Below are 22,077 nucleotides of genomic sequence, written 5' to 3'. Positions count from 1 at the left end.
CCGATGACCATCACTCGAATCAACAGCAATAGCCGGCTCTGCGGTGCCGTGACCTTTCAGAGCCTGGTGTTTCTGTCTGGCCAGGTGCCGGGCGAGGGCCGGGATGTGACGACCCAGACAGAGGAAGTCCTGGCCAAGATCGATGCACTGCTGGCCGAGGCCGGCAGCGACAAGGATCATCTGCTCAACGCGACCATCTACCTGAAAAATATCCAGGACGGTTTTGCGCCGATGAATGACGTCTGGTCAGCCTGGCTTTCGCCCGGCCAGGCACCGACCCGTACCACCCTGCAAGCGGAGCTGGCACGCCCGAACGTGCTGGTGGAAATCAGTGTTATTGCTGCCCGCCGCGTCTGAATAACAATAAAACCAACGGAGAATAACAATGAAAAAGTTGTGGCGAGGGGGCTTGTCCCCCGTTGGGCTGCGGAGCAGCCCGGTGATTTTCTGCGCTTTTGGCCTGTTGCTGAGTGCCCAAGCTCACGCTGCCGAAGCACCACTGGACGGCACGTTGGCCAAGATCGCCAACGCCAAGAGCATCACGTTGGGCTACCGCGATGCGTCGGTGCCGTTCTCCTACGTTGGAGATAACACGGGTAAACCCATGGGTTACTCGGTGGACCTGGCGAACAAGATTGTCGAGCGCATCCAGGAAAGAACCGGCGTGCCTAAACTCAACGTGAAATACAACCTGGTGACGTCCCAGACCCGTATTGCGCTGGTGCAGAACGGTACCGTGGATTTGGAGTGCGGCTCTACCGGCGTGACCGCTGAACGCCAGAAGCAGGTCGCGTTTTCCTACGGTTTCATCTACGTGAAAGGCCAACTGCTGACGGCCAAGAACAGCGGCATCCAGAGCTTTGCCGACTTGAAGGGCAAGAATGTTGTCACCACCGCCGGTACCACCAACGAGCGGTTCCTCAAGAGCTACAACGTCGATCACAAGCTGAATATGTCAGTGATCAGCGCCAAGGACCACGGCGAAGCGTTCAAGATGCTGGAGTCGGGCCGAGCGGTCGCGTTCTACATGGATGACGCCTTGCTCTACGGCGAGCGCGCAAAGGCCAAGGATCCCCACAATTGGGTCGTGGTGGGAGAGGAGCAGTCGCGGGAAATCTACAGCTGCATGGTGCGCAAGGATGATCCGCAATTGCTCGCGGTCGTCAATGAGACCCTGGCGGGGTTGTACAGCTCGGGGGAGATCAACGGGATGTACCAGCGCTGGTTCGAACAGCCGATTCCGCCGAAGGGCTTGAACCTGGAGTTTCCGATGACCAGTGAGTTGAAGGCGATTATTGCCAAACCGGTGAGTGATCCGGTGGAGTAATAACCCGGTCAAAACGTGGGAGGAGGTGGGCTCACAATCGCTGTAGCCGCTGCCGAGGCACAGTGATCGAGAGCCAGCCCGCTCCCACATTTGAGTGGGTTTACAAGGCTGGATCAGAAGTCGCCCCACAGCTGTTGGGCGACTGCCAACGCCACAACCGGCGCGGTTTCGGTCCGCAGTACGCGCGGGCCCAGCCGGGCGGAATGGAAGCCAGCTGCTTGGGCCGTCTCAACCTCTCCATCCGTCAACCCACCTTCAGGCCCGATCAAGAACGCCAGGCTGGCAGGCTTGGCATGGTTCACCAACGGCTCAGCCACCGGGTGCAACACCAACTTCAACTGGGCCTCGGTCTGCTTCAGCCAGTCCGCGAGCAATAGCGGTGGATGAATCACCGGCACCTTGGAGCGGCCGCATTGCTCACAGGCGCTGATTGCCACCTGACGCCAGTGCAGCAGGCGTTTGTCGGCGCGTTCGTCCTTGAGGCGTACCTCGCAGCGGTCGGTGAAGATCGGAGTGATCTCGTTGACCCCAAGCTCGGTGGCTTTCTGGATCGCCCAGTCCATCCGTTCGCCGCGGGATAAGCCTTGGCCGAGGTGGATGTGCAGTGGGGACTCGATTTGCCCATCGAACGCTTCGGTCAATTGCACCACCACGCGCTTTTTACCGACTTCCAGCAGGCTGCCGCGAAACTCTTGGCCGGAACCGTCGAACAGTTGCACAGCATCGCCTTCGCCCATGCGCAATACGCGGCTGATGTAATGGGCCTGGGCTTCGGGCAACTCGTGGTCGCCAATGCTCAGTGGGGCGTCGACAAAAAAACGGGACAGTCTCATTTCTGTTCTCTGGAAAAATGATGTAGGAGCGTCGGTAATCAGCCCGGGTCACGAAACCCTGGATGGAAGTCCTTGGGCACCGCCACGCTGACTTTACTGTTGGTCGCGATATCAATCCCTTCACTGGCCACTTCGGCCAGAAAGTCGATCTGTTCCGGCGTGATCACGTAAGGCGGCAGGAAGTACACCACGCTGCCCAGCGGTCGCAGCAGCGCGCCGCGTTCCAGAGCGTGCTCGAATACCTTGAGGCCACGGCGTTCTTGCCACGGGTAGGCGGCCTTGGTGGCCTTGTCCTGGACCATCTCGATGGCCAGCACCATGCCGGTCTGGCGTACTTCCGACACGTGGGGATGATCCACCAGGTGTGCAGTAGCTGTAGCCATGCGCTGAGCCAGGGCCTTGTTGTTTTCGATGACGTTGTCTTCTTCGAAGATATCCAGAGTCGCGAGGGCCGCCGCACACGCCAGCGGGTTGCCGGTGTAGCTGTGGGAGTGCAGGAACGCGCGTAGGGTCGGATAGTCGTCGTAGAAGGCGCTGTAGACATCTTCGGTAGTAACCACGGCCGCCAGGGGCAAATAGCCGCCGGTCAGCGCCTTGGACAGGCAGAGGAAGTCGGGGCGAATACCGGCTTGTTCACAGGCGAACATGGTCCCGGTGCGGCCGAAGCCCACGGCGATTTCGTCGTGGATCAAGTGCACGCCATACCGATCGCAGGCTTCGCGCAGCAGCTTGAGGTACACCGGGTGATACATGCGCATGCCGCCGGCGCCCTGGATCAGTGGCTCGACGATCACGGCGGCGACGGTGTCATGGTTTTCGGCCAGGGTCTGCTCCATGGCCAGGAACATGTTGCGCGAATGCTCTTCCCAGCTCATGCCTTCGGGGCGCAGGTAGCAGTCGGGGCTCGGCACCTTGATGGTGTCGAGCAACAGGGCCTTGTAGGTTTCAGTGAACAGCGGGACATCACCTACCGACATCGCGGCGATGGTTTCGCCGTGGTAGCTGTTGGTCAGGGTGACAAAGCGCTTCTTGTTCGACAGACCACGGTTGAGCCAATAGTGAAAGCTCATCTTCAGCGCGACTTCGATGCACGATGAACCGTTGTCGGCGTAGAAACAGCGGGTCAGGCCTTCAGGCGTCATCTTCACCAGGCGCTCGGACAGTTCGATCACCGGCTGGTGGCTGAACCCGGCGAGGATCACGTGTTCCAGTTGGTCTACCTGGTCCTTGATGCGCTGGTTGATGCGCGGGTTGGCGTGGCCAAACACGTTGACCCACCAGGAGCTGACGGCATCGAGGTAGCGTTTGCCTTCGAAGTCTTCCAGCCACACGCCTTCACCGCGCTTGATGGGAATCAGTGGCAGTTGCTGGTGGTCTTTCATCTGGGTGCAGGGATGCCACAGCACCGCAAGGTCACGCTGCATCCACTGATTATTCAAACCCATGGTCATTCTCCTCGAAGCGGCTCGCAACCTGTGCGGGCGAAACAATCGCGCAAGCCTATGCAATGCTGGGCTGTGTCACAACCCAATTGCATGTTTTGTAGGACGAGTCGTTGTAAATGCAGGACGGTCTGTCACGTTTCTTGGGGATAGTCCTTAATCTCTTGTTAACTTACTGTGCATACGCTCTTGATCGTATTTCTCGATATTTCAAAGCGAAATTTTCGGCTTTAATTCGATAGTTAAACCGCTAGTCTTGGGCGCAGCTCTTACGGGATTGGGTACATGCAACTACGTAATTCATCGGCCCGCTACGGTTGGGTCAGCATTGTTTTGCATTGGGGCATCGCCCTGGTGGTGTTCGGCTTGTTCGCCTTGGGCTTGTGGATGGTCGGTCTGGACTACTACAGCGCTTGGCGTAAAGACGCTCCCGACTTGCACAAAAGCATTGGCATCACGCTGTTCGCCATCATGCTGGTGCGGATCGTCTGGCGTTTGATCAGCCCGCCACCACCACCGCTTGCCAGCTACAGCCGCATGACGCGTATAGGTGCTGCATTTGGCCACGCATTCCTTTATCTCGGGCTGTTCGCCGTGATGATTGCCGGTTATCTGATTTCCACCGCAGACGGTGTCGGGATCCCGGTGTTTGGCCTGTTTGAAATTCCTGCGCTGGTTTCCGGTCTACCGGACCAGGCAGACGTAGCCGGCGTGGTGCATTTGTACCTGGCCTGGGTGCTGGTGGTGTTTGCCGGTCTCCATGGCGTGGCTGCGTTGAAACACCACTTTATTGATCGTGATGCGACCCTGGTTCGTATGCTGGGGCGCAAAGCCTGATGTTCAACCTCGACTCACAAGGAATAGAAAGCATGTTGAAAAAGACTCTCGCCGCTCTGGCCATCGGTTCTGCTCTGCTGACTGCCGGTCAGGCGATGGCAGCTGATTATGTGATCGACAAGGAAGGCCAGCACGCCTTCGTTGATTTCAAGATCAGCCACTTGGGCTACAGCTTCATCACCGGTACCTTCAAGGACCTGGACGGCAAGTTCAGCTTTGATGCTGCCAAGCCTGAAGACAGCAAAATCGAGTTCAATGTGCGCACCGCCAGCGTGTTCACCAACCACGCTGAACGTGACAAGCACATCTCCAGCAAAGACTTCCTGGACGTTGGCAAGTTTGCCGATGCCAAGTTCGTCTCCACCAGCGTCAAGACCACCGGCAAAAATGCGGCTGGCCAAGTCACTGCTGACGTGACCGGCGACCTGACCTTTCACGGTGTAACCAAGCCAATCGTAGTCAAGGCCACGTTCCTGGGTGAAGGCAAGGATCCATGGGGTGGCTACCGTGCCGGCTTCGAAGGTACTACCACCTTCAATCGCCAGGACTTCGGCAAGCAGATGGACCTGGGCCCAGCGTCCAACACTGTTGAGCTGTACGTGACGTTTGAAGGTGTGAAAGCGAAGTAATTTTCGCCCGCCACACAAAAATGCCCCGGATCTCACGATCCGGGGCATTTTTATGCAGCGTTGAAACTTAGCGGTTGCGGGTCAGCAGCGCTGGTTTTTCACCGCGCGGACGGCCTGGCAGTTGATCCAACTGCTCAGGTGTCAGGGTGCGGTCGCTTTTCGACTCTTTGTGAATGATCTTCGGCGCAGGGCCACCGCGCGGGTTTTGCACGGCGGGCTCTGACAAGCGTGGTTGATCATCACGGGCTGGGCGACGGTTGCGCGACTCTTCGCGACGGGCTTGACCGTCACGAGGTGCGCCGTTGCGTGGGCCGCTGCGCTTGGCCGGCGGAGTGCCGGTGGTGGCGCCGTTGCTGCTGCGCGGACCGTTCTGGCGACCTTGTGGCTGGCTGGTGCGTGGAGCACCTGCGCCTGCGCCCGTTGCCGGAGCACCTGGACGACGGCCGCGGCCTTGGGCCGGTTTGGCCTGGGGCACGTAGTCAACGCGGTTACCGAAGTTATCCACATCGTCGTCGAGGAACTCGTCCGGTGCACGGTCAGCGGCAGCGCGTGGAGGTTGGCTCGGCTGGCGCTGTTCGCGGGCCGGGGTGCCTTCACGTGGCTTTTGCTCACGGGCCGGGCGTTCGCCACGGGCAGCGGCAGGTTTGTCCTTGCCACCTTTGTCCTTGCCTTTGTCTTTGCGACCGCCACCACCACCGCCGCCGTTCGGGCCATCGCCCTTCGGACCGCGTGGATTGTTGCGCGGGTTACGCACGTCCGGACGCTCGCGCACTTCCGGCTTCTCGGCTTCCACGGCGCTGGAATCGAAGCCCATCAGGTCGCCGTCGGAGATTTTCTGCTTGGTCATGCGTTCGATGCTTTTCAGCAGCTTCTCTTCGTCCGGAGCGACCAGGGAAATGGCCTCGCCCGAACGACCGGCACGGCCAGTACGGCCGATACGGTGCACGTAGTCTTCGTCGACGTTTGGCAGCTCGAAGTTGACCACGTGCGGCAGTTGGTCGATATCCAGGCCGCGAGCGGCGATATCGGTGGCAACCAGGATGCGTACGCTACCGGCCTTGAAGTCGGCGAGGGCTTTGGTCCGCGCGTTCTGGCTCTTGTTGCCGTGGATGGCGACGGCGGTGAGGCCGTGCTTGTCCAGGTACTCGGCCAGGCGGTTGGCGCCATGCTTGGTGCGGGTGAAAACCAGGACCTGTTCCCAGGCGCCGGCGGTAATCAGGTGGGCCAACAGCGAACGCTTGTGGCTCGCCGGCAGGCGGAATACGCGCTGCTCGATGCGCTCGACCGTGGTGTTCGGTGGCGTGACTTCAATGCGCTCGGGGTTGTGCAACAACTTGCCCGCCAAAGCGGTGATGTCGTTGGAGAACGTTGCCGAGAACAGCAGGTTCTGGCGCTTGGCCGGCAGTCGGGCGAGCACTTTCTTCACGTCATGGACAAAGCCCATGTCGAGCATGCGGTCGGCTTCGTCCAGCACGAGGATTTCCACGTGGGACAGGTCGACGCTGCCTTGGCCGCACAGGTCGAGCAAGCGGCCAGGGCAGGCCACCAGTACGTCGACACCACGGGACATGGCCTGAACCTGTGGGTTCATGCCGACGCCGCCGAAGATGCAGGCGCTGACGAACTTCAAGTCGCGGGCATACAGCTTGAAGCTGTCATGTACCTGGGCGGCGAGTTCGCGGGTAGGGGTCAGGACCAGTACGCGCGGTTGGCGCGGGCCGTGACGCTGGGATTTGTCCGGGTGACCGTTGGGGAATAACCGCTCCAGGATCGGAAGGGCGAAGCCGCCGGTTTTACCAGTACCTGTCTGTGCCGCAACCATCAGGTCGCGACCTTGCAACACGGCGGGGATAGCCCGCTGTTGCACCGGAGTAGGCTCGGTATAGCCCGCTGCCTCGATGGCGCGGACTAAAGCCTCGGAGAGACCGAGGGAAGCAAAGGACATGAGTAATCCTGTTTTAGTTAGGGCTTGGCCCAGAGGGATAGTCTTGCCTGGCGCGAATGGCGTTTAGATGAACGCAATCCCGTCCGGTCCTGCTGGGGCTGGCAGGCACCTCGATGGCTCGCGCGGGGCTGAAAAGCTGCGCAGTAGCGGGTTCGGGTGTCTTTTGCAGACCCAAGCGTCCGGGCGTAAGCCTGGCGGAAAGGCCGGAGTATAACAGAGCAATCACTGCGCGCTGCTTTCCTGCTGCTCAACGGTTTGCGCAAGCCCGGGCAATGAGGTCGTTTCACCGTTTACAGCGGCATATTTAGCGCTCAAGGCCGCGTAGGCGGGCTCTTGCTTGAAACGTTTGAGTTCGGCGCCAAAGCGCTGCACCAGAAGGTCCATGCCCGCACCACGGCGCACGGCGAGGAATTGCTGCTGGCGGCTGATCACCGTCGGGGCCTGGCTGACCTTGTGTTCCAGCCCAAGCTGCTTGACCAGATGCTGACCAACCCGTCGATCAGTAATCAGCAAATCGATGCGCCCGCGCAGCAATTTGCCGAAGTTGGCCTCATGGCTGGGGGCCGGCTCGTGGTTGAACAGGGTGGAGTCGCTGAACTCCGGGCTATAGAGATAACCTGGCGAGGTGCCGATGGTCAGGCCATGCAGGTCATCAAGCGTCTGGAAGGTGTGAGGGCGTTCATTGGCATAGAACAGCACGAATTCGACTTGGGACAGCGGTTCGCTGGGGTAGAGCAGCATGGCATCTCGCGCATGGCTATGGAAAATATCCAGCGCTCCGTCGGCCTGGCCTTGCTCGAGCATGGCCAGGCAACGCTTCCAGGGCAGGAACTGCCATTGCACATCGATTCCCAGGCGCTGGAAGACGATCACGGTGGTTTCGTAATCCAGCCCGCGCATGATGCCGTGTTCTTCATATACGTAAGGTGCCCAGGGCTCGGTGACAATGCGCAGTTTCTCGCCTTGGGCGGTCAGGCTCAGGCAAGCGAAAAGAACAGCTGTCAACAACCGGAGAATGACGGGCATACCCTGAGGTTACGACTGTCTCAGGCTAAAGAGAAGCTCTGGAACGGGGATCTTCGGGCATCAATACTGAACTTTTATTGCGCCGCCAGCCCTTGGGTGAATCAGGGCTGGTGGAGCAGGGAGGCAAGTATCAGCGGGGCAGCTTGAGGTTATTCCACACCGCCAGGCTCGGTTCGGCCTGGTTCAGGGTGTAGAAGTGCAACCCTGGAGCGCCACCTTGCAGCAGGCGTTCGCACATTTCGGTGATGACCTGTTCGCCGAACGCCTGGATGCTCTTGACGTCGTCGCCGTAGGCTTCCAGTTGTTTGCGAACCCAGCGTGGAATTTCCGCGCCGCAGGCGTCAGAGAATCGTGCCAGCTTGCTGTAGTTGGTGATAGGCATGATGCCCGGCACGATCGGAATGTTCACACCCATGGCCCGTACACGCTCGACGAAGTAGAAGTAGCTGTCGGCGTTGAAGAAGTACTGGGTGATCGCACTGTTGGCACCGGCGTTGGCCTTGCGCACGAAGTTCTGCAGATCGTCCTCGAAGTTGCGCGCCTGGGGGTGCATCTCCGGGTAAGCGGCCACTTCGATATGGAAGTGATCGCCGGTCTCTTCACGAATGAAGTTCACCAGATCGTTGGCGTAGCGCAGCTCACCGCTGGCCATGCCCATGCCGGATGGCAGGTCGCCGCGCAGGGCGACGATGCGCTGGATGCCAGCACTTTTGTACTGGGTCAGCAGGCTGCGCAGGTCAGCCTTGCTGTCGCCCACGCAGGACAAATGCGGAGCGGCCGGGACTTTGACTTCGCTTTCCAGCTGCAGCACGGTGTTGATCGTGCGGTCACGGGTCGAACCACCGGCACCGTAGGTGCAGGAGAAGAAATCGGGGTTGTAGCTGGCCAACTGACGGGCAGTGGCGAGCAGTTTTTCATGCCCAGCATCGGTCTTGGTCGGGAAGAACTCGAAGCTGTAGCGACGGTCTTGGGACATGGTCATACCCTGGGAAACTCGAAAGCCTGAAAGGCATACACAATCGTTGTGAGCACCGGGCTTGTGTGGAGCCGGGCTTGCCCGCGATGCAGCCACCTCGGTGTGTCAGGTATACCGAGGTGATGCTATCGCAGGCAAGCCAGCTCCCACATGAAGCCGGCGCCTGCAAGGTCGATCAGTAGCGGTAAGCGTGCGGCTTGAACGGACCTTCGACAGTCACACCGATGTAGTCGGCCTGAGTCTTGGTCAGTTGAGTCACGACGCCGCCGAAGCCGCGGACCATTTCCAGGGCCACTTCTTCGTCGAGTTTCTTCGGCAGTACTTCCACGGTCAGGCGCTCGGCTTTCTGGGCAGGCGACAGGTCGGCGTACTTCTGGCCGAACAGGAAGATCTGCGCCAGTACCTGGTTGGCGAACGAACCGTCCATGATGCGGCTCGGGTGACCCGTGGCATTGCCCAGATTCACCAGGCGGCCTTCGGCCAGCAGGATCAGGTAGTCGTCGTTCTGTGGGTCGAAATCACCAGCACCGGTGCGGTGAACCTTGTGCACCTGTGGCTTCACTTCTTCCCATGCCCAGTTCTTGCGCATGAAAGCGGTGTCGATTTCGTTGTCGAAGTGACCGATGTTGCATACCACGGCGCGCTTTTTCAGAGCCTTGAGCATGTTGGCGTCGCAGACGTTGACGTTACCGGTGGTGGTCACGATCAGGTCGATCTTGCCCAGCAGGGCCTTGTCGATGCTGGCAGCTGTGCCGTCGTTCTGGCCGTTGATGAACGGCGAAACCACTTCGAAACCGTCCATGCAGGCTTGCATGGCGCAGATCGGGTCGACTTCGGACACCTTGACGATCATGCCTTCCTGACGCAGGGACTGGGACGAACCTTTGCCCACGTCACCGTAGCCGATGACCAGCGCTTGCTTGCCGGACAGCAGGTGGTCGGTACCGCGCTTGATCGCATCGTTCAGGCTATGACGGCAGCCGTACTTGTTGTCGTTCTTGCTCTTGGTCACCGAATCATTGACGTTGATGGCCGGGATTTTCAGCTCGCCCTTGGCCAGCATGTCCAGCAGACGGTGGACGCCAGTGGTGGTTTCTTCGGTCACGCCGTGGACGCGGTCCAGAATCTGCGGGTACTTCTTGTGCAGCAGCTCGGTCAGGTCGCCGCCGTCGTCGAGGATCATGTTGGCATCCCATGGCGCGCCATCTTTCAGGATGGTTTGCTCCAGGCACCACTCGTACTCTTCTTCGGTCTCGCCTTTCCAGGCGAATACCGGGATACCAGCGGCGGCGATAGCGGCAGCGGCCTGGTCTTGAGTCGAGAAAATGTTGCAGGACGACCAACGCACTTCGGCACCCAGGGCAACCAGGGTTTCGATCAGCACGGCAGTCTGGATGGTCATGTGGATGCAGCCGAGAATCTTGGCGCCTTTGAGCGGTTGCTCGCCGGCGTACTTACGGCGCAGACCCATCAGGGCTGGCATTTCGGATTCGGCGATGAAGGTTTCGCGACGGCCCCAGGCAGCGAGGGACATGTCGGCGACTTTGTAGTCGTTAAAATCTGCAGGCGTGATTACAGCGCTCATGAAGAGCCTCCATTCGTAGTGTGCGAATGGGCGCCGTTGTGCGTTTAGTATCAGGCCAGGACAACCAGGCCCAACAACGCCCCATCCGAGCCTGACAGGTCGAACCTGCTGCAGCGCCCCTCGGACAGGTGGCGGGAGAACGGTATCAACTGAAGATGACCGTCTTGAAGCGGTGGGGATTATAGCTGTGTGTGCCAGACTTCCCAAGCCTTTCTGTCGGCGGCATGAAGATCGCTCATGGGGTCGATAGGCAATGGCTCATAGAGCTTGGGGCCGGCCTCTGCCATGATGTTGCCCATCATTCGGCAAGACGCTTTGGAGTGACCATGAACTTCCACACCCGCAAATGGGTAAAACCCGAAGACCTCAACCCCAACGGCACCCTGTTCGGTGGCAGCCTGCTGCGCTGGATCGACGAAGAAGCCGCGATTTACGCCATCGTTCAACTGGGCAACCAGCGGGTGGTGACCAAGTACATCTCTGAAATCAACTTCGTCAGTGCTTCACGCCAGGGCGACATCATCGAACTGGGCATCACCGCCACCGAGTTCGGTCGCACCTCTATTACCCTGACCTGCGAAGTGCGCAACAAAATCACGCGCAAAAGCATCCTGACCGTGGAAAAAATGGTTTTCGTCAACCTCGGTGAAGACGGCCTGCCGGCACCGCATGGCCGGACCGAGATCAAGTACGTGAAGGATCAGTTCCAGGAAGACGGCATCAGCGAATAAGCCAGTGCCGGTGTGATTGTTAACCAAATCATTCCGGCTGGATCTTTTCCACGCTCTCTCGTCACTCAGGACTACAGCCTGTAGAGAGAGTCCACGGATGAAACTGCTTAACCCTGCACCACTCATTCCACCTTCGTTGCCCCAAGGGGCACAAGGGGCACAAGGTGATGCCAATGACATCATCGGCAGCGGCCTGGCAACGGCACTGGGCGTTGGCTTGGCGCCGGTTTGCCAAGGTATCGGGCGCTCCGCGGCCCTACCGCAAGGTGCGGCGATACCTCTGGTGGAGCGTGCAGGCGAACGCAAGCTGACCCTTAGCCGCTATAGCAACGGGGCTGTGGACGTAGCGTTATCACCGCCACCGATTACCCAACTGGTTCTCAGTGGCGGCGGGGCCAAAGGTGTTGCGTATTCGGGCGTGCTCCAGGCGCTTGAAGATAAAAACGCGTTGAAGGATGTTCGGGTCATTTCCGGCTCCTCCGCTGGTGGTATCTCTGCCGCAGTGCTTGCCAGCGGTATGAGTGCCAAAGCATTCGACTACCTTTTGGATAACCTTGATCTGCCTGATCTCTTGAACAGCAGAAATGCCGTGCTTGGGTGGCTGCAGAATGCCAGTTCGACGCTGGGTAAGGTCGCCGGGCACTTGCCTGGCCAGGTGGGCAGCTTGTCGCAACTGCTGTTCACCCTGCTGCCGCGACTCCAATCCAAAGCAGAGCCTCTTGAGCAGTTGGTGCGTGACGAGTCGCGCAAGGCGATTCTGGCCCACATTGCCGATACGCCCAGAGATGCCCTGCCGGCCGAGGTGATGGCTATTGCTGACAAACTCAGTGCCGGGGGCGCGACGACGTTTGCCGATCTGAATGTGTTGAGTCGGCACATCCCGGTAATCAAGCAGCTCAACATCACCGGTACCGCGATGTTCGATGGCAGGCCGCAGTTAGTGGTTTTCAATGCCAGTCTGACCCCGGACATGGACATCGCCCGCGCCGCACATATTTCAGGTTCGCTGCCTGTTGTGTTCAAGGCACCGAAGGAGCAAGGGCATGGTTTTCAGGAGCACGGTGAGTGCACATCGTTCCAGGACGGTGGGTTGATGCTCAATACGCCGGTGGCTGATTTTTATCAGCGCAGGTTTCCCGCCTGTGCGCTGAGCTCGACCGAGCAACTGATCTTGAAGTTTGATGAGGACCAGCCAGCAGCGGTGCGCGGTGGTATTGGTGGAGCCTTGGCGGATAAGTTTCTGGGTGTCTCGAATACTGCCAATAATGAGTTGATGTCGTCGAAGCTCAAGGCACTCAAGGATCAGACTGTGATCGTTCCGTTGAAGACGAAGACGGGAGACTTCAGCGGTATGCTCACCGGTACGATTAACTTCACTATGCCGAACGAGGTTAAAGACAATCTGCAGGAGCTTTCCCGCGTAAAGGTAGATAACCACCTGGAGCGTCGCGCCGAGGTGCGTGAGCACCATCAGTTCGACTCCATAGACAGTGCGGTGCTAGCAATGGATGAGCAAATGCTGGCCAGTGTGAGAGGGGAGCTGGTGAAGGAGGGTAGCGCAGCTAATGTGCTGCGTTTCCGAATGGAGGCGCGGCAAGGGCTGGAGGCGCTCGATAAAGCCATCATCTCGGCCAATACGGGTGACAGGTTGGAAATGACTCCTCAGTTGTCCAGCGCGTTGCGTAACCTCGATGCAGTGGCCAGTCGTCCCGAATATGTCGAGTGGCTGGGGGCTCGGCTCAATGATGCGGGCAAGCCTGCTTTTCAGCAGTTGTTGCAAACACCGCATCAACAACCGACAAAAGTCTTGCTCAGCGGCATTGCTGAAATGAAAAGGCACGACGTTGCGGTGATAGCCGAAAATTTCACGCGCGAGGTGATCTATCCGTCGCTGTTTCGTGTGGGGCAGCCAGACGTCAACGTCGCTTTGTTGCGGCGAGCGGAGCAGGACATGACAAAGGCAACTACGCCTGCGGAGTTCAACCAAGTGCTTGATAATATTATCGAAAACTACGCGGCACGTAATAAACCCTGGGTGACGGCATTGAACTCCACGACAATCGAAATGGCCAAGGCCTGGCGCCTACCGGATAAGTCCACGGCCCCTAGACATTCGCAGCCGGTCAATAAGGACCATTGAGTCGATTCGTCATAGATGGGTGGCAAAGTCGCGGGTGCCCAAGGCAGTCTCCCTGGAAGGTACCGACTTTGACTACAGGGCCAGTTATGCCTAGGAAGGCAACACGGTGGTGATTTAGCGCGTCGTGAAGTTTGCCCATCTGCAGCCCTGAAACGTTCAAGGCGATGAAGCCGGTGATCGAGGCCATGGGCAATGACTTGAAAAACCAGATCATTGTGCAAGCTCTGTAACAGGTAGTTGTTTGTCGGTTAATGGCCCCCACTCATGGGTGTCATTAACAAGTAGCTGGCAGCGTTATTACACTTTGGTAATGCCCGGGTTATTAGGCGAATTTTTCACACACTTTAATTATTAGCTCGATAGAATCGCTGCCAATGCCGATCAGTCGTATTCGCCCGATAACTAGTGTGCTAACAATTATGACGCAATTACCTCCCGATGATCGTTCGTCGCGCCTGCCTTATTATTTAATGGTCGGGTTATTGGCTACGGGTGCTCACTATATAACACTCTTGTTATTATCCTTTGTGCTACCGATATTAATGTCCACTTTGATCGGTGCTTTAGTGGGAACGCTGGTGAGCTATCAAGGCAACAAACGGTGGACGTTTGTGAGAAGCAAGGGCCGCTCCGACGCTCATCAATGGCTGCGTTTCGGCATTATCGCCATGGTTTACAACCTCGGCAATCTGTCCCTGATGGTGCTGCTGCTGGGCTTTTTGCCGCTGCCCCCCTGGCTGATGCAAATGATCACCACTGTGGCCCTGACGCTGATCACCTTCCGAATCAACCAGCATTGGACCTTCCGTCATGAATCTATCAAGACCTGAGCGGGCCCCCCGCCCGCTGCTCAGCGTGATTGTCTGTTGTTATAACGAGGCCAAGGTGTTGCCTGTCTTTCACCGGCGATTGATGGCCGTGCTGAATACATTAAGTATTCGTTATGAATTACTGTATGTGAATGATGGTAGTCGTGATGAAAGCCAGGTCTTGCTGAGTCGCTTTTGTCTGGTGCCCGGTGTTCGTTGCCTGAACTTAAGTCGTAACTTTGGCAAAGAAGCCGCCATGGTTGCCGGGATAGATTATGCACGGGGTGATGCGGTTTTATTTATTGATGCTGACTTGCAAGATCCACCTGAACTTATTCCGTTAATGGTTCACCATTGGCTGGGTGGCCGTGACATCGTCAATATGCAGCGACGTAGTCGAGTGTCGGACACGTCCGGTAAGCGCATCAGCGCCCATCTGTATTACAAGCTTATGAGTTTTCTCGCCGACAAGTTCGATGTCCCGCCAGACGTCAGCGATTTCCGTTTGATCGGTCCGGCGCCTTTGGCCGCCTTGCGCGCCATGCCAGAACGGACACGGTTTATGAAGGGCCTGATCAGTTGGCTGGGGTTCAACACCGTCGAGGTGCCCTACGACCGCGAACCTCGAAACGCCGGCCAGACCAAATGGGGTCCCTTGGCGCTGGTTGATCTTGGCATTGAGGGGGTGCTGGCCTTGTCGCGCAAGCCCCTGCGCTGGTTCAGCCTGCTCAGCTTGTTGATTTTCATCAGCACCTTGGCCTTCATCATCCAGCAGTTCAGCGTCGAAACCCTCAGTACCCACCACTTTATCCTGGGAGTCGCGGCGTTTATCGCCTTGGGCACGGCGATGATTGGTGAATACCTGGGCGCGACGTTGAGCGAGGTCAGGCAACGGCCCATCTATTTGCTCAACAGCCAGTTTGGCGAAACGCCCCGACAGTCCGGGAAGCCCGGCACAACTCCCACCCGCGAACAAGAAACCACCTGATGATCATGACTCGCCGCACACTCTGGATCGTGTTGCTCGCCATTCTCGGCATTCGTCTGGCCAGCATGGGCCTTTACCCGTTAATGGATACGTCGGAGGCCCGCTACGGCGAAATGGCGCGCAAGATGCTGGTCCTGGGCGATTGGGTAACGCCGCTGTTTGACGTTGGCGTACCTTTCTGGGGCAAGCCGCCGTTGTCCTTCTGGACCCAGGCGCTGAGCATGAAACTGCTGGGTATCAACGAGTTCGCCATTCGTTTTCCGGCGTGGCTGTTTCATGCTGCCAGTTGCCTGATCATCATCCGTTTTGCCCGCGAAGAGGCCGATGAACGCACCGGATTGCTGGCGGCGATTATTTTCTCCAGCTCCACCCTTGGCCTGCTGTCGGCAGGCGTGGTGTTGACCGACCCGGCGCTGAGTTTTTCAGTCGTGCTGGCCAGCTACGGTTTTTGGCGCGGTGCGGCACGCTACGACCGACGTTGGGCGCTGGCCGGGTTTGCCGGCCTGGGACTTGGCCTTTTGTCCAAAGGGCCGCTGGTGTGCGTGTTGGTGGGTGGGGCGGCGCTGATCTGGGTGCTCTACCACAAACAGTGGCGGGCCTTGCTGCGACTGCCTTGGGTCGCAGGCATTTTTCTGATGCTGTTGATTGCCGTGCCCTGGTATGTGATCGCTGAACTGCGCACGCCAGGCTTTCTGGACTACTTCCTGATTGGCGAGCACTGGAAGCGCTATGTGGTCAGCGACTGGGCCGGTGACTTGTACGGCAGCGCTCATGCCCGGCCGGCCGGTGCGATCTGGCTGGATCTGCTGATGGCATTGTTTCCCTGGACGCTGTTGTTACCCGCGCTGTACTTCGGCTACCGCAGGTTGCTTCAGTCATGGCCCTACTACAGCTATGTTGTCTTGTGGGCCTTGGTGACTCCGGCGTTCTTTACCCTCTCCGGCAACATTCTGTGGACCTATGTCTTGCCCGCCCTGCCTGCGTGGAGCTTGTTGCTGGCCGGTGCGCTCAATCGTCCTGTCGCGGTCGGCCAGGCGAGAGCTGCCGTGGGCCTTGCGCTCGGTCTGTTCCTGCCGGTTGTACTGTGGGTGGCTGCGGTGGATGGCCGTGTCTTTGAGCGTCCAAACAATCAACGTGCGCTGGCCCAGGCCTGGCAGCAGCTGCAAAAGTATGAGCCGGGAGCCCTTTATTATTGGGGGCGCAGGTCCTATTCGGGGGAGTTCTACACCGCAGGCCAAGCCCGACAACTGAAGGACTTCACCCGACTTCCCGGCGACACGGTGTTCTATGTTTCCCGCCGAGAGCGTGATCTGGAGTACGGAATCGAGCCCTTGCAGGCGTTCAACTGTGAGGAGCGCCTGCGCGCCAGCGAGAGCGTGCTGTTTCGGTGCGGGCCGATCAAACCATCCCTCTGATATCCTGTCCCGTGTGATATATAGCGAATCAATTCCGTTTACTCTCACAAGGAGTGGCCAGTGGTTGCGACGGCTCTGGTACTGGTTGCGGCGCTGTTGCATGCGACGTGGAACACCCTGATCAAATTCAGTGGCGAGCGGCTACTAGTGATCGCCTGCATGGACAGTGTTGCGCTGCTGTTTGTGTTGCTGGCGGTTGGGTTCGTGTCGTTGCCGCCGCTGGAAATCTGGCCATGGATTGTCGCTTCGGCATTGTTTGAATTGTTGTACCGCTACCTGCTGATCCAAGCCTATCGGGTGGGAGATCTGGGGTTGGTGTATCCGCTGATGCGCGGATTGTCGCCGCTGGTGGTGCTGGTGCTGACCTTGGTGTTTGCCGGGGAAGTGCTGAGTACCCAGCAGATTCTCGGCATCCTGCTGATCCCGTTCGGCATGCTATGCCTGTTGTGGCAGGGCGGTGGCGGGGATCGGTTGCCCTGGTCGATGTTGCCGGTCGTGGCGCTGATAGGCCTGTGCATCGGTTGCTATACCTTTCTCGACGGCCAGGCCTTGCGGCGCTGGTCGCACCCGCTGGACTACCTGGTGTGGCTGACGCTGATCAGCGCTTGGCCGTTTCCGTTACTGGCGGTGGTGCGCAAGCGAGCGGCGTTTAGTCTGTTCTGGCGCACGCAGTGGCGGCTGGGGTTGAGTGTCGGGTTGTGTGTGTTGTTGAGCTACGCTCTGGTGCTCTGGGCCATGCAGTTGGGCTCGATTGCCGAAGCCGCTGCGTTGCGGGAAGTCAGCGTGATCCTAGTGGTGCTGTTCGGCATGCGGTACCTGAAAGAACCTTTCGGCCGGCCACGTCTCATAGCCTGTGGGTTGGTGCTGATCGGCATGTTCGTGATGAAACTCTAACCGTCGGATAAAACTAAAAAAGGAATGGGTTATGACAGTCGCTTTCTGGTGTGTGTTGATCGCTATTCTTCTGCCGTACCTGTGCATCGGTGTGGCCAAGTTCAGCGGTGGCAAGTTCGGGCTTCGGGATAACCACGATCCCCGGACATTCCTGGCCACCCTCGAAGGGTTCGCCAAGCGGGCCCACAGTGCGCAGCTCAATAGCTTTGAAGTGACGCCGGCCTTCGCGGCGGCGGTGATCATTGCCCATGTGGCCGGCAATGCGTCGCTGGTGACCATCAATGTGCTGGCGGTGCTGTTTATCACTAGCCGTTTGCTCTACATCATTTGCTACCTGGCGGACTGGGCAGTACTGCGGTCACTGGTGTGGTTTGTGGGGCTGGCGTTGATTGCGAGCTTCTTTTTTGTGTCGATATAAGTAGCCGATCCCAGTGTAGCCGCTGCCGAGGCACGAGGCTGTGATGGGGTGCGCAACGGCCCCGGCGGCGGCCCTCGCATCACAGCCTCGTGCCTCGGCAGCGGCTACAGGGTGGTCAGCTGCCGACTGGCGCATCCGGTACTTTCGGCAGCGCTGCACCTTTAGGCCACAGCATCCAGATCTGGCCTTGCTGTTTCATATTGCCAGCCAGCTCACCCGCAGCATCGCCGGTCCCCCAGAACAGGTCGGCCCGTACTTCGCCAGTAATCGCGCCACCCGTATCCTGCGCGGCTACGGGACGAGCGATCGGTGCACCATCGGGTCGAGTGGTCGACAGCCAAAGCAGACTGCCCAGTGGAATCACCTTGCGGTCCACGGCAACGCTGTAGCCAGCGGTCAGCGGTACGTTCAGCGAGCCGCGAGGGCCTTCGTTGCTGTCGGGGCGGGCACTGAAAAATACATAACTGGGGTTACTCGCCAGCAGTTCAGGAATCCGCTGAGGGTGTGCCTTGGCCCAGGCGCTGATGGCGCCCATGGTCACGTCTTCTTTCTTCAGTTCGCCTTGCTCCACCAGCCAGCGGCCGATGGGACGGTATGGGAAACCGTTCTGGTCGCCATAACCGATGCGCAATTGACGACCATCCGCCAATTGAATGCGGCCCGAACCCTGGATTTGCAGGAACTGCAGGTCCATCGGGTCGGTCAGCCAGGCGATGGGCTGGGCGGTGGAGCCTTGCTGATTGATGGTGCTGGCATCGTCATAGGGCTTGAGCACGCGGCCTTCGAGGCGTCCGCGCAGGCGCTTGCCCTTGAGTTCCGGGTAGATGCTCTCCAGGTTGACGATGATCAGGTCATCCGGCACGCCGAATACCGGCACGTGGGCGGTGGTGGTTTCGGTGAGGCTGCCCGGGTAGACCGGCTCGTAGTAGCCGGTGATCAGGCCATTGGGGCTATTGTCTGCCGAGCGTAGGCCGTAGACATCCATGTGTTCCTTTAGGAAGCCACGAATGTCGCCAGCCGTTGCGGGCACATTGGCCGATGCCGCACAGGTTGCGCCCCATACCGCATCGCTCTTGAGGCGTTGGCAGGCGCTGCGCCAGGATTCGAAACCGGCTTGAAGATCACTGTCCGAGACGGCTGGCAAGGCTTCCCAGGTCGCGCTGACATAAGTGGCGATGGCGTGCGGTTTGTCTTTCTCGTGCTTGCCGGTGTCGCAACCGGCCAGCAGCGCAATCATTGGTAGAGCCCACGCCAGGCGGCGGCTCCAGGGTTTTAACGGGAGATTCATGCAAACCATTCCTGAGGCGATCGCCCGAACCGGGTAGGGCTCAAACAAACCGTATTATTAATAGGGCTATTGGTCTTTACGGGCGTGGCGAGGATACTGGCCGCCGTTTCTTCCCGTGACTCGAAGCCACCATGACTCTTAAAAAACTGACTGTTGTATTGCTGGCCTGCCTGACACTGTCCGCCTGCGGTGGTGTTGATCCAAACTCGCCGTTGGGCCAGCGCAAGGCCATTTTCAAGCAGATGCTCAAGACCGGCGAGGACCTGGGCGGCATGCTGCGTGGGCGCATCCCGTTCGACGGTGCAAAGTTCGCCGAAGGCGCGGTCAAACTTGACGCCTTGTCCCACGAGCCGTGGAAGCATTTCCCGAGCGTACGTGAAGAAGACCACACCAGTGCCAAGGACGATGTCTGGCAGAAACAGGCCCGTTTCCAGGAAATGGCCCGAACCCTTGAGGCTGCTACCGGTGAACTGGCGATTGTCAGCCAGGTCCAGCCGTACAAGGCCAGCAACCTGGGGCCTGCGGTGCAGAAAGTCGAAGACGCCTGCACGGCCTGCCACAAACAGTTTCGGGATCATTGACCGCGTGGCCCCGTCTTACTTGTCCAGTTCGTCCAGGGCTTCCTGCAGCTCTTTACGTGACTGGGCAAGCTTGTCTTTGCGTTTGTTGATCTTATCGGAATCACCTTTTTTCATCGCCTTGTCGAGGTCAGCCTGACGCCGGCTGACTTCGTGCTTGGCGTCGAGCACCTTGTTTTCCCGCTCCTTCTTCAGGGAGGCGTCGGTGCAATGAGTGGTGACTTCACTCAGGGCTTTTTCCAGGCCTGCTTGCTGGTCGCTGTTGCCGTGGGCCTTGGCTTGTTCGATCTGGGTGCTGATGGCCTGGCGTTTGGCAGCGCAGCCGGTGAGTTGCGGGATTTCTTCGGCCGCCAACAATGGCGTGGCCATGAAGCTTGCGACGGTCAGCAAGGCAAAAGGTGCAAGAAATTTCATAAAAAGCTCCATAGTGAATAAGGTCGCAATCAGGTGGGCAGGATGAATTCTGCCGGCACCGGTTAATGCTGTCAGGACGGATTAAAAACCGTCTATCCCGGCAGCCTGTAGTGTTTCACGCATGGCCTGGACGTGCGGGTCGCGAAAAAAAGCGCTCAGTTGCGCCGCGCGCCCTGGGCCGATTCCCGCTTCGGCTTGCCAGGCTTGGGTGTCTCTGGCGGCCAGGGTTTGCCAGCCGCCTTGCAAGTTGTTGCGAGCCGTGGGCGGTACGCCCAAGGCCCTCAGCCATTGTGCGAACGGCCGTTGTCGGGCACTGCGCAAGCTGTCGAACAGGCGTGCACTGCTGCGCTCGCCGAAGCCGTCAATGTTAGCAAGCTCTGCCTCGTCGAGGGTTAACCAATCGAGCAGGCTACTGATTAGACCCGCCTGAATCAGGGTATTCCAGGTTTCTCGGCCGATATGGGGCAGGGCCAGCCCTTGGTTACCACTCAGCCATGTCAGTCGGGCGAGCAGTTGTTCCTCGCAGCCCGGGATCAAGTGCCAGCAACTCAGGTGGTGGAAGTCCTTGGCCAGTGGTGCCTGGACGTGAGCCCGTGGCTGGCTGCGCAGGATCACCTGGTCAAGCCGCGGGATGACCTGGCCGGCGAGGCTGATGGAGACTTGGTCGCCGGGGCGGATATCCAGTTCCTGCCAGCGTTTCAGGGAGCCTGCGCTGACACGCCTGATCTGGCGGTCATCCAGCAGCACGGGTTCCAGTTCCAGAATCGGTGTGATACGCCCGGTTCGGCCAACTTTGAAGTGTACTTTGCGCACTTGGGCCAAGGCCTTGATCACCGGGTATTTCCAGGCCACTGCCCAGTAAGGCGTGCTGACCTGCCAGCGATTAGCCGGTGCACGCTGGCTTTGGTGCAGCACCACGCCGTCGCTGGCGAAAGGCAGTGGATGGTTGTACCAGTAGGTGCGCCAGTGTTCTGCTTCAGTGATGTTCTTGATCGACTGGCTGTAGCGCTGGCTGTCGGTGAAGCCCCATTGTGCGAGCGTATTGAGTTGCTCGTTCAGGTCTGTGGGGCCTTGGGGCCAAGCCCAGACAAACAGGCCGATACCGGCTGCATCGATATCGCTCAGTTGCTGGCGGTTCATCAACCCGGCAATTTTACTGCGGGCGTTGATGCTGCCCTGCACCGCTTGCACGTGATCGGTCAGGCGCCAATAGAGTTCGCCCTGCAGCTGCAGATCAATAGGTTGTGGCAGTTGCTGGACGATACCGGGGATCTTGCGGCCAGATGCCGACCAGTCCTGGCCCAGGCTGCCATCCCCACGACTGATGACTTGGGTAAGGCGGCCTTGGCGATAGATCAGGGTCACGGCCACGCCGTCGACCTTGGGTTGAATCCAGAGATCTTGGCGAGTGCTCATCCAGGTGTCGACTGCACGTTCATTCAGCAGTTTTTCCAGCCCGGTGTGAGGGATCGGGTGGGTCAGCGTACCCCGTGAACTGGCCAGCGGATTGTCTGCAGTCGGCGCGGGCAGGGCAAAGCATTGGCGCCATTGGGAAAGCTGCTGTCGGGCCTGGTCGTAGAGTTCATCGCTGATCAGCGACTGGCCGAGGCGATGGTAGCTGTCATCCCAGAGGCTGATTTGCTGTTGGAGTGTGGCGATCTCTGTCCTGGCGTGAGCGGTTGTCCAGTCGGGACAGTCTCCGGCCCAGGCAGCAAAGGGTAGCAACGTGAACAGCAGGCAGGCGAGTAAGCGCATACGAGGCTTCATCATGAGCATCCTTGCTCTGAAAGGGCGCCCAGCCT

At 58.9% G+C, this 22,077-nt stretch carries 21 protein-coding genes and 1 riboswitch; of the genes, 12 read left to right on the top strand and 9 right to left on the bottom strand.

Going from position 1 to position 22,077, the window contains the following annotated elements; translation table 11 throughout:
• Positions 1-3: 3 nt before the first annotated feature.
• Both HKK55_RS23500 and HKK55_RS23495 read left to right on the top strand, forming a co-directional pair.
• Positions 4-357: a RidA family protein gene (locus HKK55_RS23500; RefSeq protein ID WP_169356796.1), complete on the top strand. Its 354-nt coding sequence runs from the start codon at positions 4-6 to the stop codon at positions 355-357.
• A 67-nt stretch (positions 358-424) separates the two neighbouring features.
• Positions 425-1,327, top strand: a complete 903-nt coding sequence (locus HKK55_RS23495) for a transporter substrate-binding domain-containing protein (protein ID WP_169357939.1) — start codon at positions 425-427, stop codon at positions 1,325-1,327.
• Between the two features lie 113 nt (positions 1,328-1,440).
• Here HKK55_RS23495 and HKK55_RS23490 read toward each other — a convergent pair whose 3' ends face one another.
• A complete protein-coding gene (locus HKK55_RS23490) occupies positions 1,441-2,160 on the bottom strand; it encodes a 16S rRNA (uracil(1498)-N(3))-methyltransferase (RefSeq protein WP_169356795.1) in 720 nt (239 codons plus the stop codon).
• 38 nt (positions 2,161-2,198) lie between these two features.
• Positions 2,199-3,605 carry an adenosylmethionine--8-amino-7-oxononanoate transaminase gene (locus HKK55_RS23485; RefSeq protein WP_169356794.1) on the bottom strand — a complete coding sequence of 469 codons (1,407 nt, stop codon included), beginning with the start codon at positions 3,603-3,605 and terminating at the stop codon, positions 2,199-2,201.
• 282 nt (positions 3,606-3,887) lie between these two features.
• On the opposite strand from HKK55_RS23485, the gene HKK55_RS23480 reads away from it, so the two are divergent.
• Positions 3,888-4,439, top strand: a complete 552-nt coding sequence (locus HKK55_RS23480; protein ID WP_155583761.1) for a cytochrome b — start codon at positions 3,888-3,890, stop codon at positions 4,437-4,439.
• 32 nt (positions 4,440-4,471) lie between these two features.
• Positions 4,472-5,068: a YceI family protein gene (locus HKK55_RS23475; RefSeq protein WP_169356793.1), complete on the top strand. Its 597-nt coding sequence runs from the start codon at positions 4,472-4,474 to the stop codon at positions 5,066-5,068.
• 67 nt (positions 5,069-5,135) lie between these two features.
• Here HKK55_RS23475 and HKK55_RS23470 read toward each other — a convergent pair whose 3' ends face one another.
• From HKK55_RS23470 to ahcY, 4 genes are all read right to left on the bottom strand, one after another.
• Complete coding sequence (locus HKK55_RS23470) at positions 5,136-7,013, bottom strand: DEAD/DEAH box helicase (RefSeq protein WP_169356792.1); 1,878 nt, start codon at positions 7,011-7,013, stop codon at positions 5,136-5,138.
• Positions 7,014-7,235: 222 nt separating this feature from the next.
• The gene (locus tag HKK55_RS23465) at positions 7,236-8,039 is read right to left on the bottom strand and encodes an ABC transporter substrate-binding protein (protein WP_169356791.1); all 804 of its coding nucleotides are present in this window, start codon (positions 8,037-8,039) and stop codon (positions 7,236-7,238) included.
• A gap of 130 nt (positions 8,040-8,169) precedes the next feature.
• Entirely contained in the window at positions 8,170-9,015 is an 846-nt protein-coding gene (gene metF / locus HKK55_RS23460) for a methylenetetrahydrofolate reductase [NAD(P)H] (RefSeq protein WP_169356790.1), read from the bottom strand.
• Positions 9,016-9,190: 175 nt separating this feature from the next.
• A complete protein-coding gene (gene ahcY / locus HKK55_RS23455; protein ID WP_169356789.1) occupies positions 9,191-10,600 on the bottom strand; it encodes an adenosylhomocysteinase in 1,410 nt (469 codons plus the stop codon).
• A gap of 21 nt (positions 10,601-10,621) precedes the next feature.
• Positions 10,622-10,728, bottom strand: a riboswitch (S-adenosyl-L-homocysteine riboswitch).
• A 198-nt stretch (positions 10,729-10,926) separates the two neighbouring features.
• Here ahcY and HKK55_RS23450 point away from each other — a divergent pair.
• From HKK55_RS23450 to HKK55_RS23420, 7 genes are all read left to right on the top strand, one after another.
• Positions 10,927-11,331: an acyl-CoA thioesterase gene (locus tag HKK55_RS23450; protein ID WP_010167614.1), complete on the top strand. Its 405-nt coding sequence runs from the start codon at positions 10,927-10,929 to the stop codon at positions 11,329-11,331.
• A 97-nt stretch (positions 11,332-11,428) separates the two neighbouring features.
• Positions 11,429-13,471 carry a patatin-like phospholipase family protein gene (locus HKK55_RS23445; protein WP_169356788.1) on the top strand — a complete coding sequence of 681 codons (2,043 nt, stop codon included), beginning with the start codon at positions 11,429-11,431 and terminating at the stop codon, positions 13,469-13,471.
• Between the two features lie 374 nt (positions 13,472-13,845).
• Positions 13,846-14,301 (top strand): GtrA family protein, encoded by a 456-nt coding sequence (locus tag HKK55_RS23440; RefSeq protein ID WP_169356787.1) that lies wholly within the window; start codon positions 13,846-13,848, stop codon positions 14,299-14,301.
• A complete protein-coding gene (locus tag HKK55_RS23435; RefSeq protein WP_272902574.1) occupies positions 14,282-15,268 on the top strand; it encodes a glycosyltransferase family 2 protein in 987 nt (328 codons plus the stop codon). The genes HKK55_RS23440 and HKK55_RS23435 overlap by 20 nt, the downstream gene beginning before the upstream one ends.
• Positions 15,268-16,683 carry a glycosyltransferase family 39 protein gene (locus tag HKK55_RS23430; protein ID WP_237151287.1) on the top strand — a complete coding sequence of 472 codons (1,416 nt, stop codon included), beginning with the start codon at positions 15,268-15,270 and terminating at the stop codon, positions 16,681-16,683. Before HKK55_RS23435 ends, HKK55_RS23430 begins: the two co-directional genes overlap by 1 nt.
• Before the next feature lie 60 nt (positions 16,684-16,743).
• Entirely contained in the window at positions 16,744-17,577 is an 834-nt protein-coding gene (locus HKK55_RS23425; protein WP_169356786.1) for an EamA family transporter, read from the top strand.
• 31 nt (positions 17,578-17,608) lie between these two features.
• Positions 17,609-17,995, top strand: coding sequence for an MAPEG family protein (locus tag HKK55_RS23420; RefSeq protein WP_169356785.1), 387 nt, complete (start codon positions 17,609-17,611; stop codon positions 17,993-17,995).
• Between the two features lie 115 nt (positions 17,996-18,110).
• On the opposite strand, the gene HKK55_RS23415 is transcribed toward HKK55_RS23420, so the two are convergent.
• Positions 18,111-19,283, bottom strand: a complete 1,173-nt coding sequence (locus tag HKK55_RS23415) for a murein transglycosylase A (protein WP_169356784.1) — start codon at positions 19,281-19,283, stop codon at positions 18,111-18,113.
• Positions 19,284-19,414: 131 nt separating this feature from the next.
• Between HKK55_RS23415 and HKK55_RS23410 the strand changes: the two genes are divergently transcribed.
• Complete coding sequence (locus tag HKK55_RS23410; RefSeq protein ID WP_169356783.1) at positions 19,415-19,864, top strand: cytochrome c; 450 nt, start codon at positions 19,415-19,417, stop codon at positions 19,862-19,864.
• Between the two features lie 15 nt (positions 19,865-19,879).
• Here the strand turns inward: HKK55_RS23410 and HKK55_RS23405 are convergent, their stop codons facing one another.
• Both HKK55_RS23405 and ligB read right to left on the bottom strand, forming a co-directional pair.
• Positions 19,880-20,275: a DUF1090 domain-containing protein gene (locus HKK55_RS23405; protein ID WP_169356782.1), complete on the bottom strand. Its 396-nt coding sequence runs from the start codon at positions 20,273-20,275 to the stop codon at positions 19,880-19,882.
• Positions 20,276-20,356: 81 nt separating this feature from the next.
• Positions 20,357-22,042 carry an NAD-dependent DNA ligase LigB gene (gene ligB, locus HKK55_RS23400; protein ID WP_169357936.1) on the bottom strand — a complete coding sequence of 562 codons (1,686 nt, stop codon included), beginning with the start codon at positions 22,040-22,042 and terminating at the stop codon, positions 20,357-20,359.
• Between the last annotated feature and the right edge of the window lie 35 nt (positions 22,043-22,077).

The organism is Pseudomonas sp. ADAK18 (assembly GCF_012935695.1).
Taxonomy (GTDB): domain Bacteria; phylum Pseudomonadota; class Gammaproteobacteria; order Pseudomonadales; family Pseudomonadaceae; genus Aquipseudomonas.
Note: the sequence above shows the minus strand (reverse complement) of the source record. Positions and strands in the feature narration are given on the sequence as shown.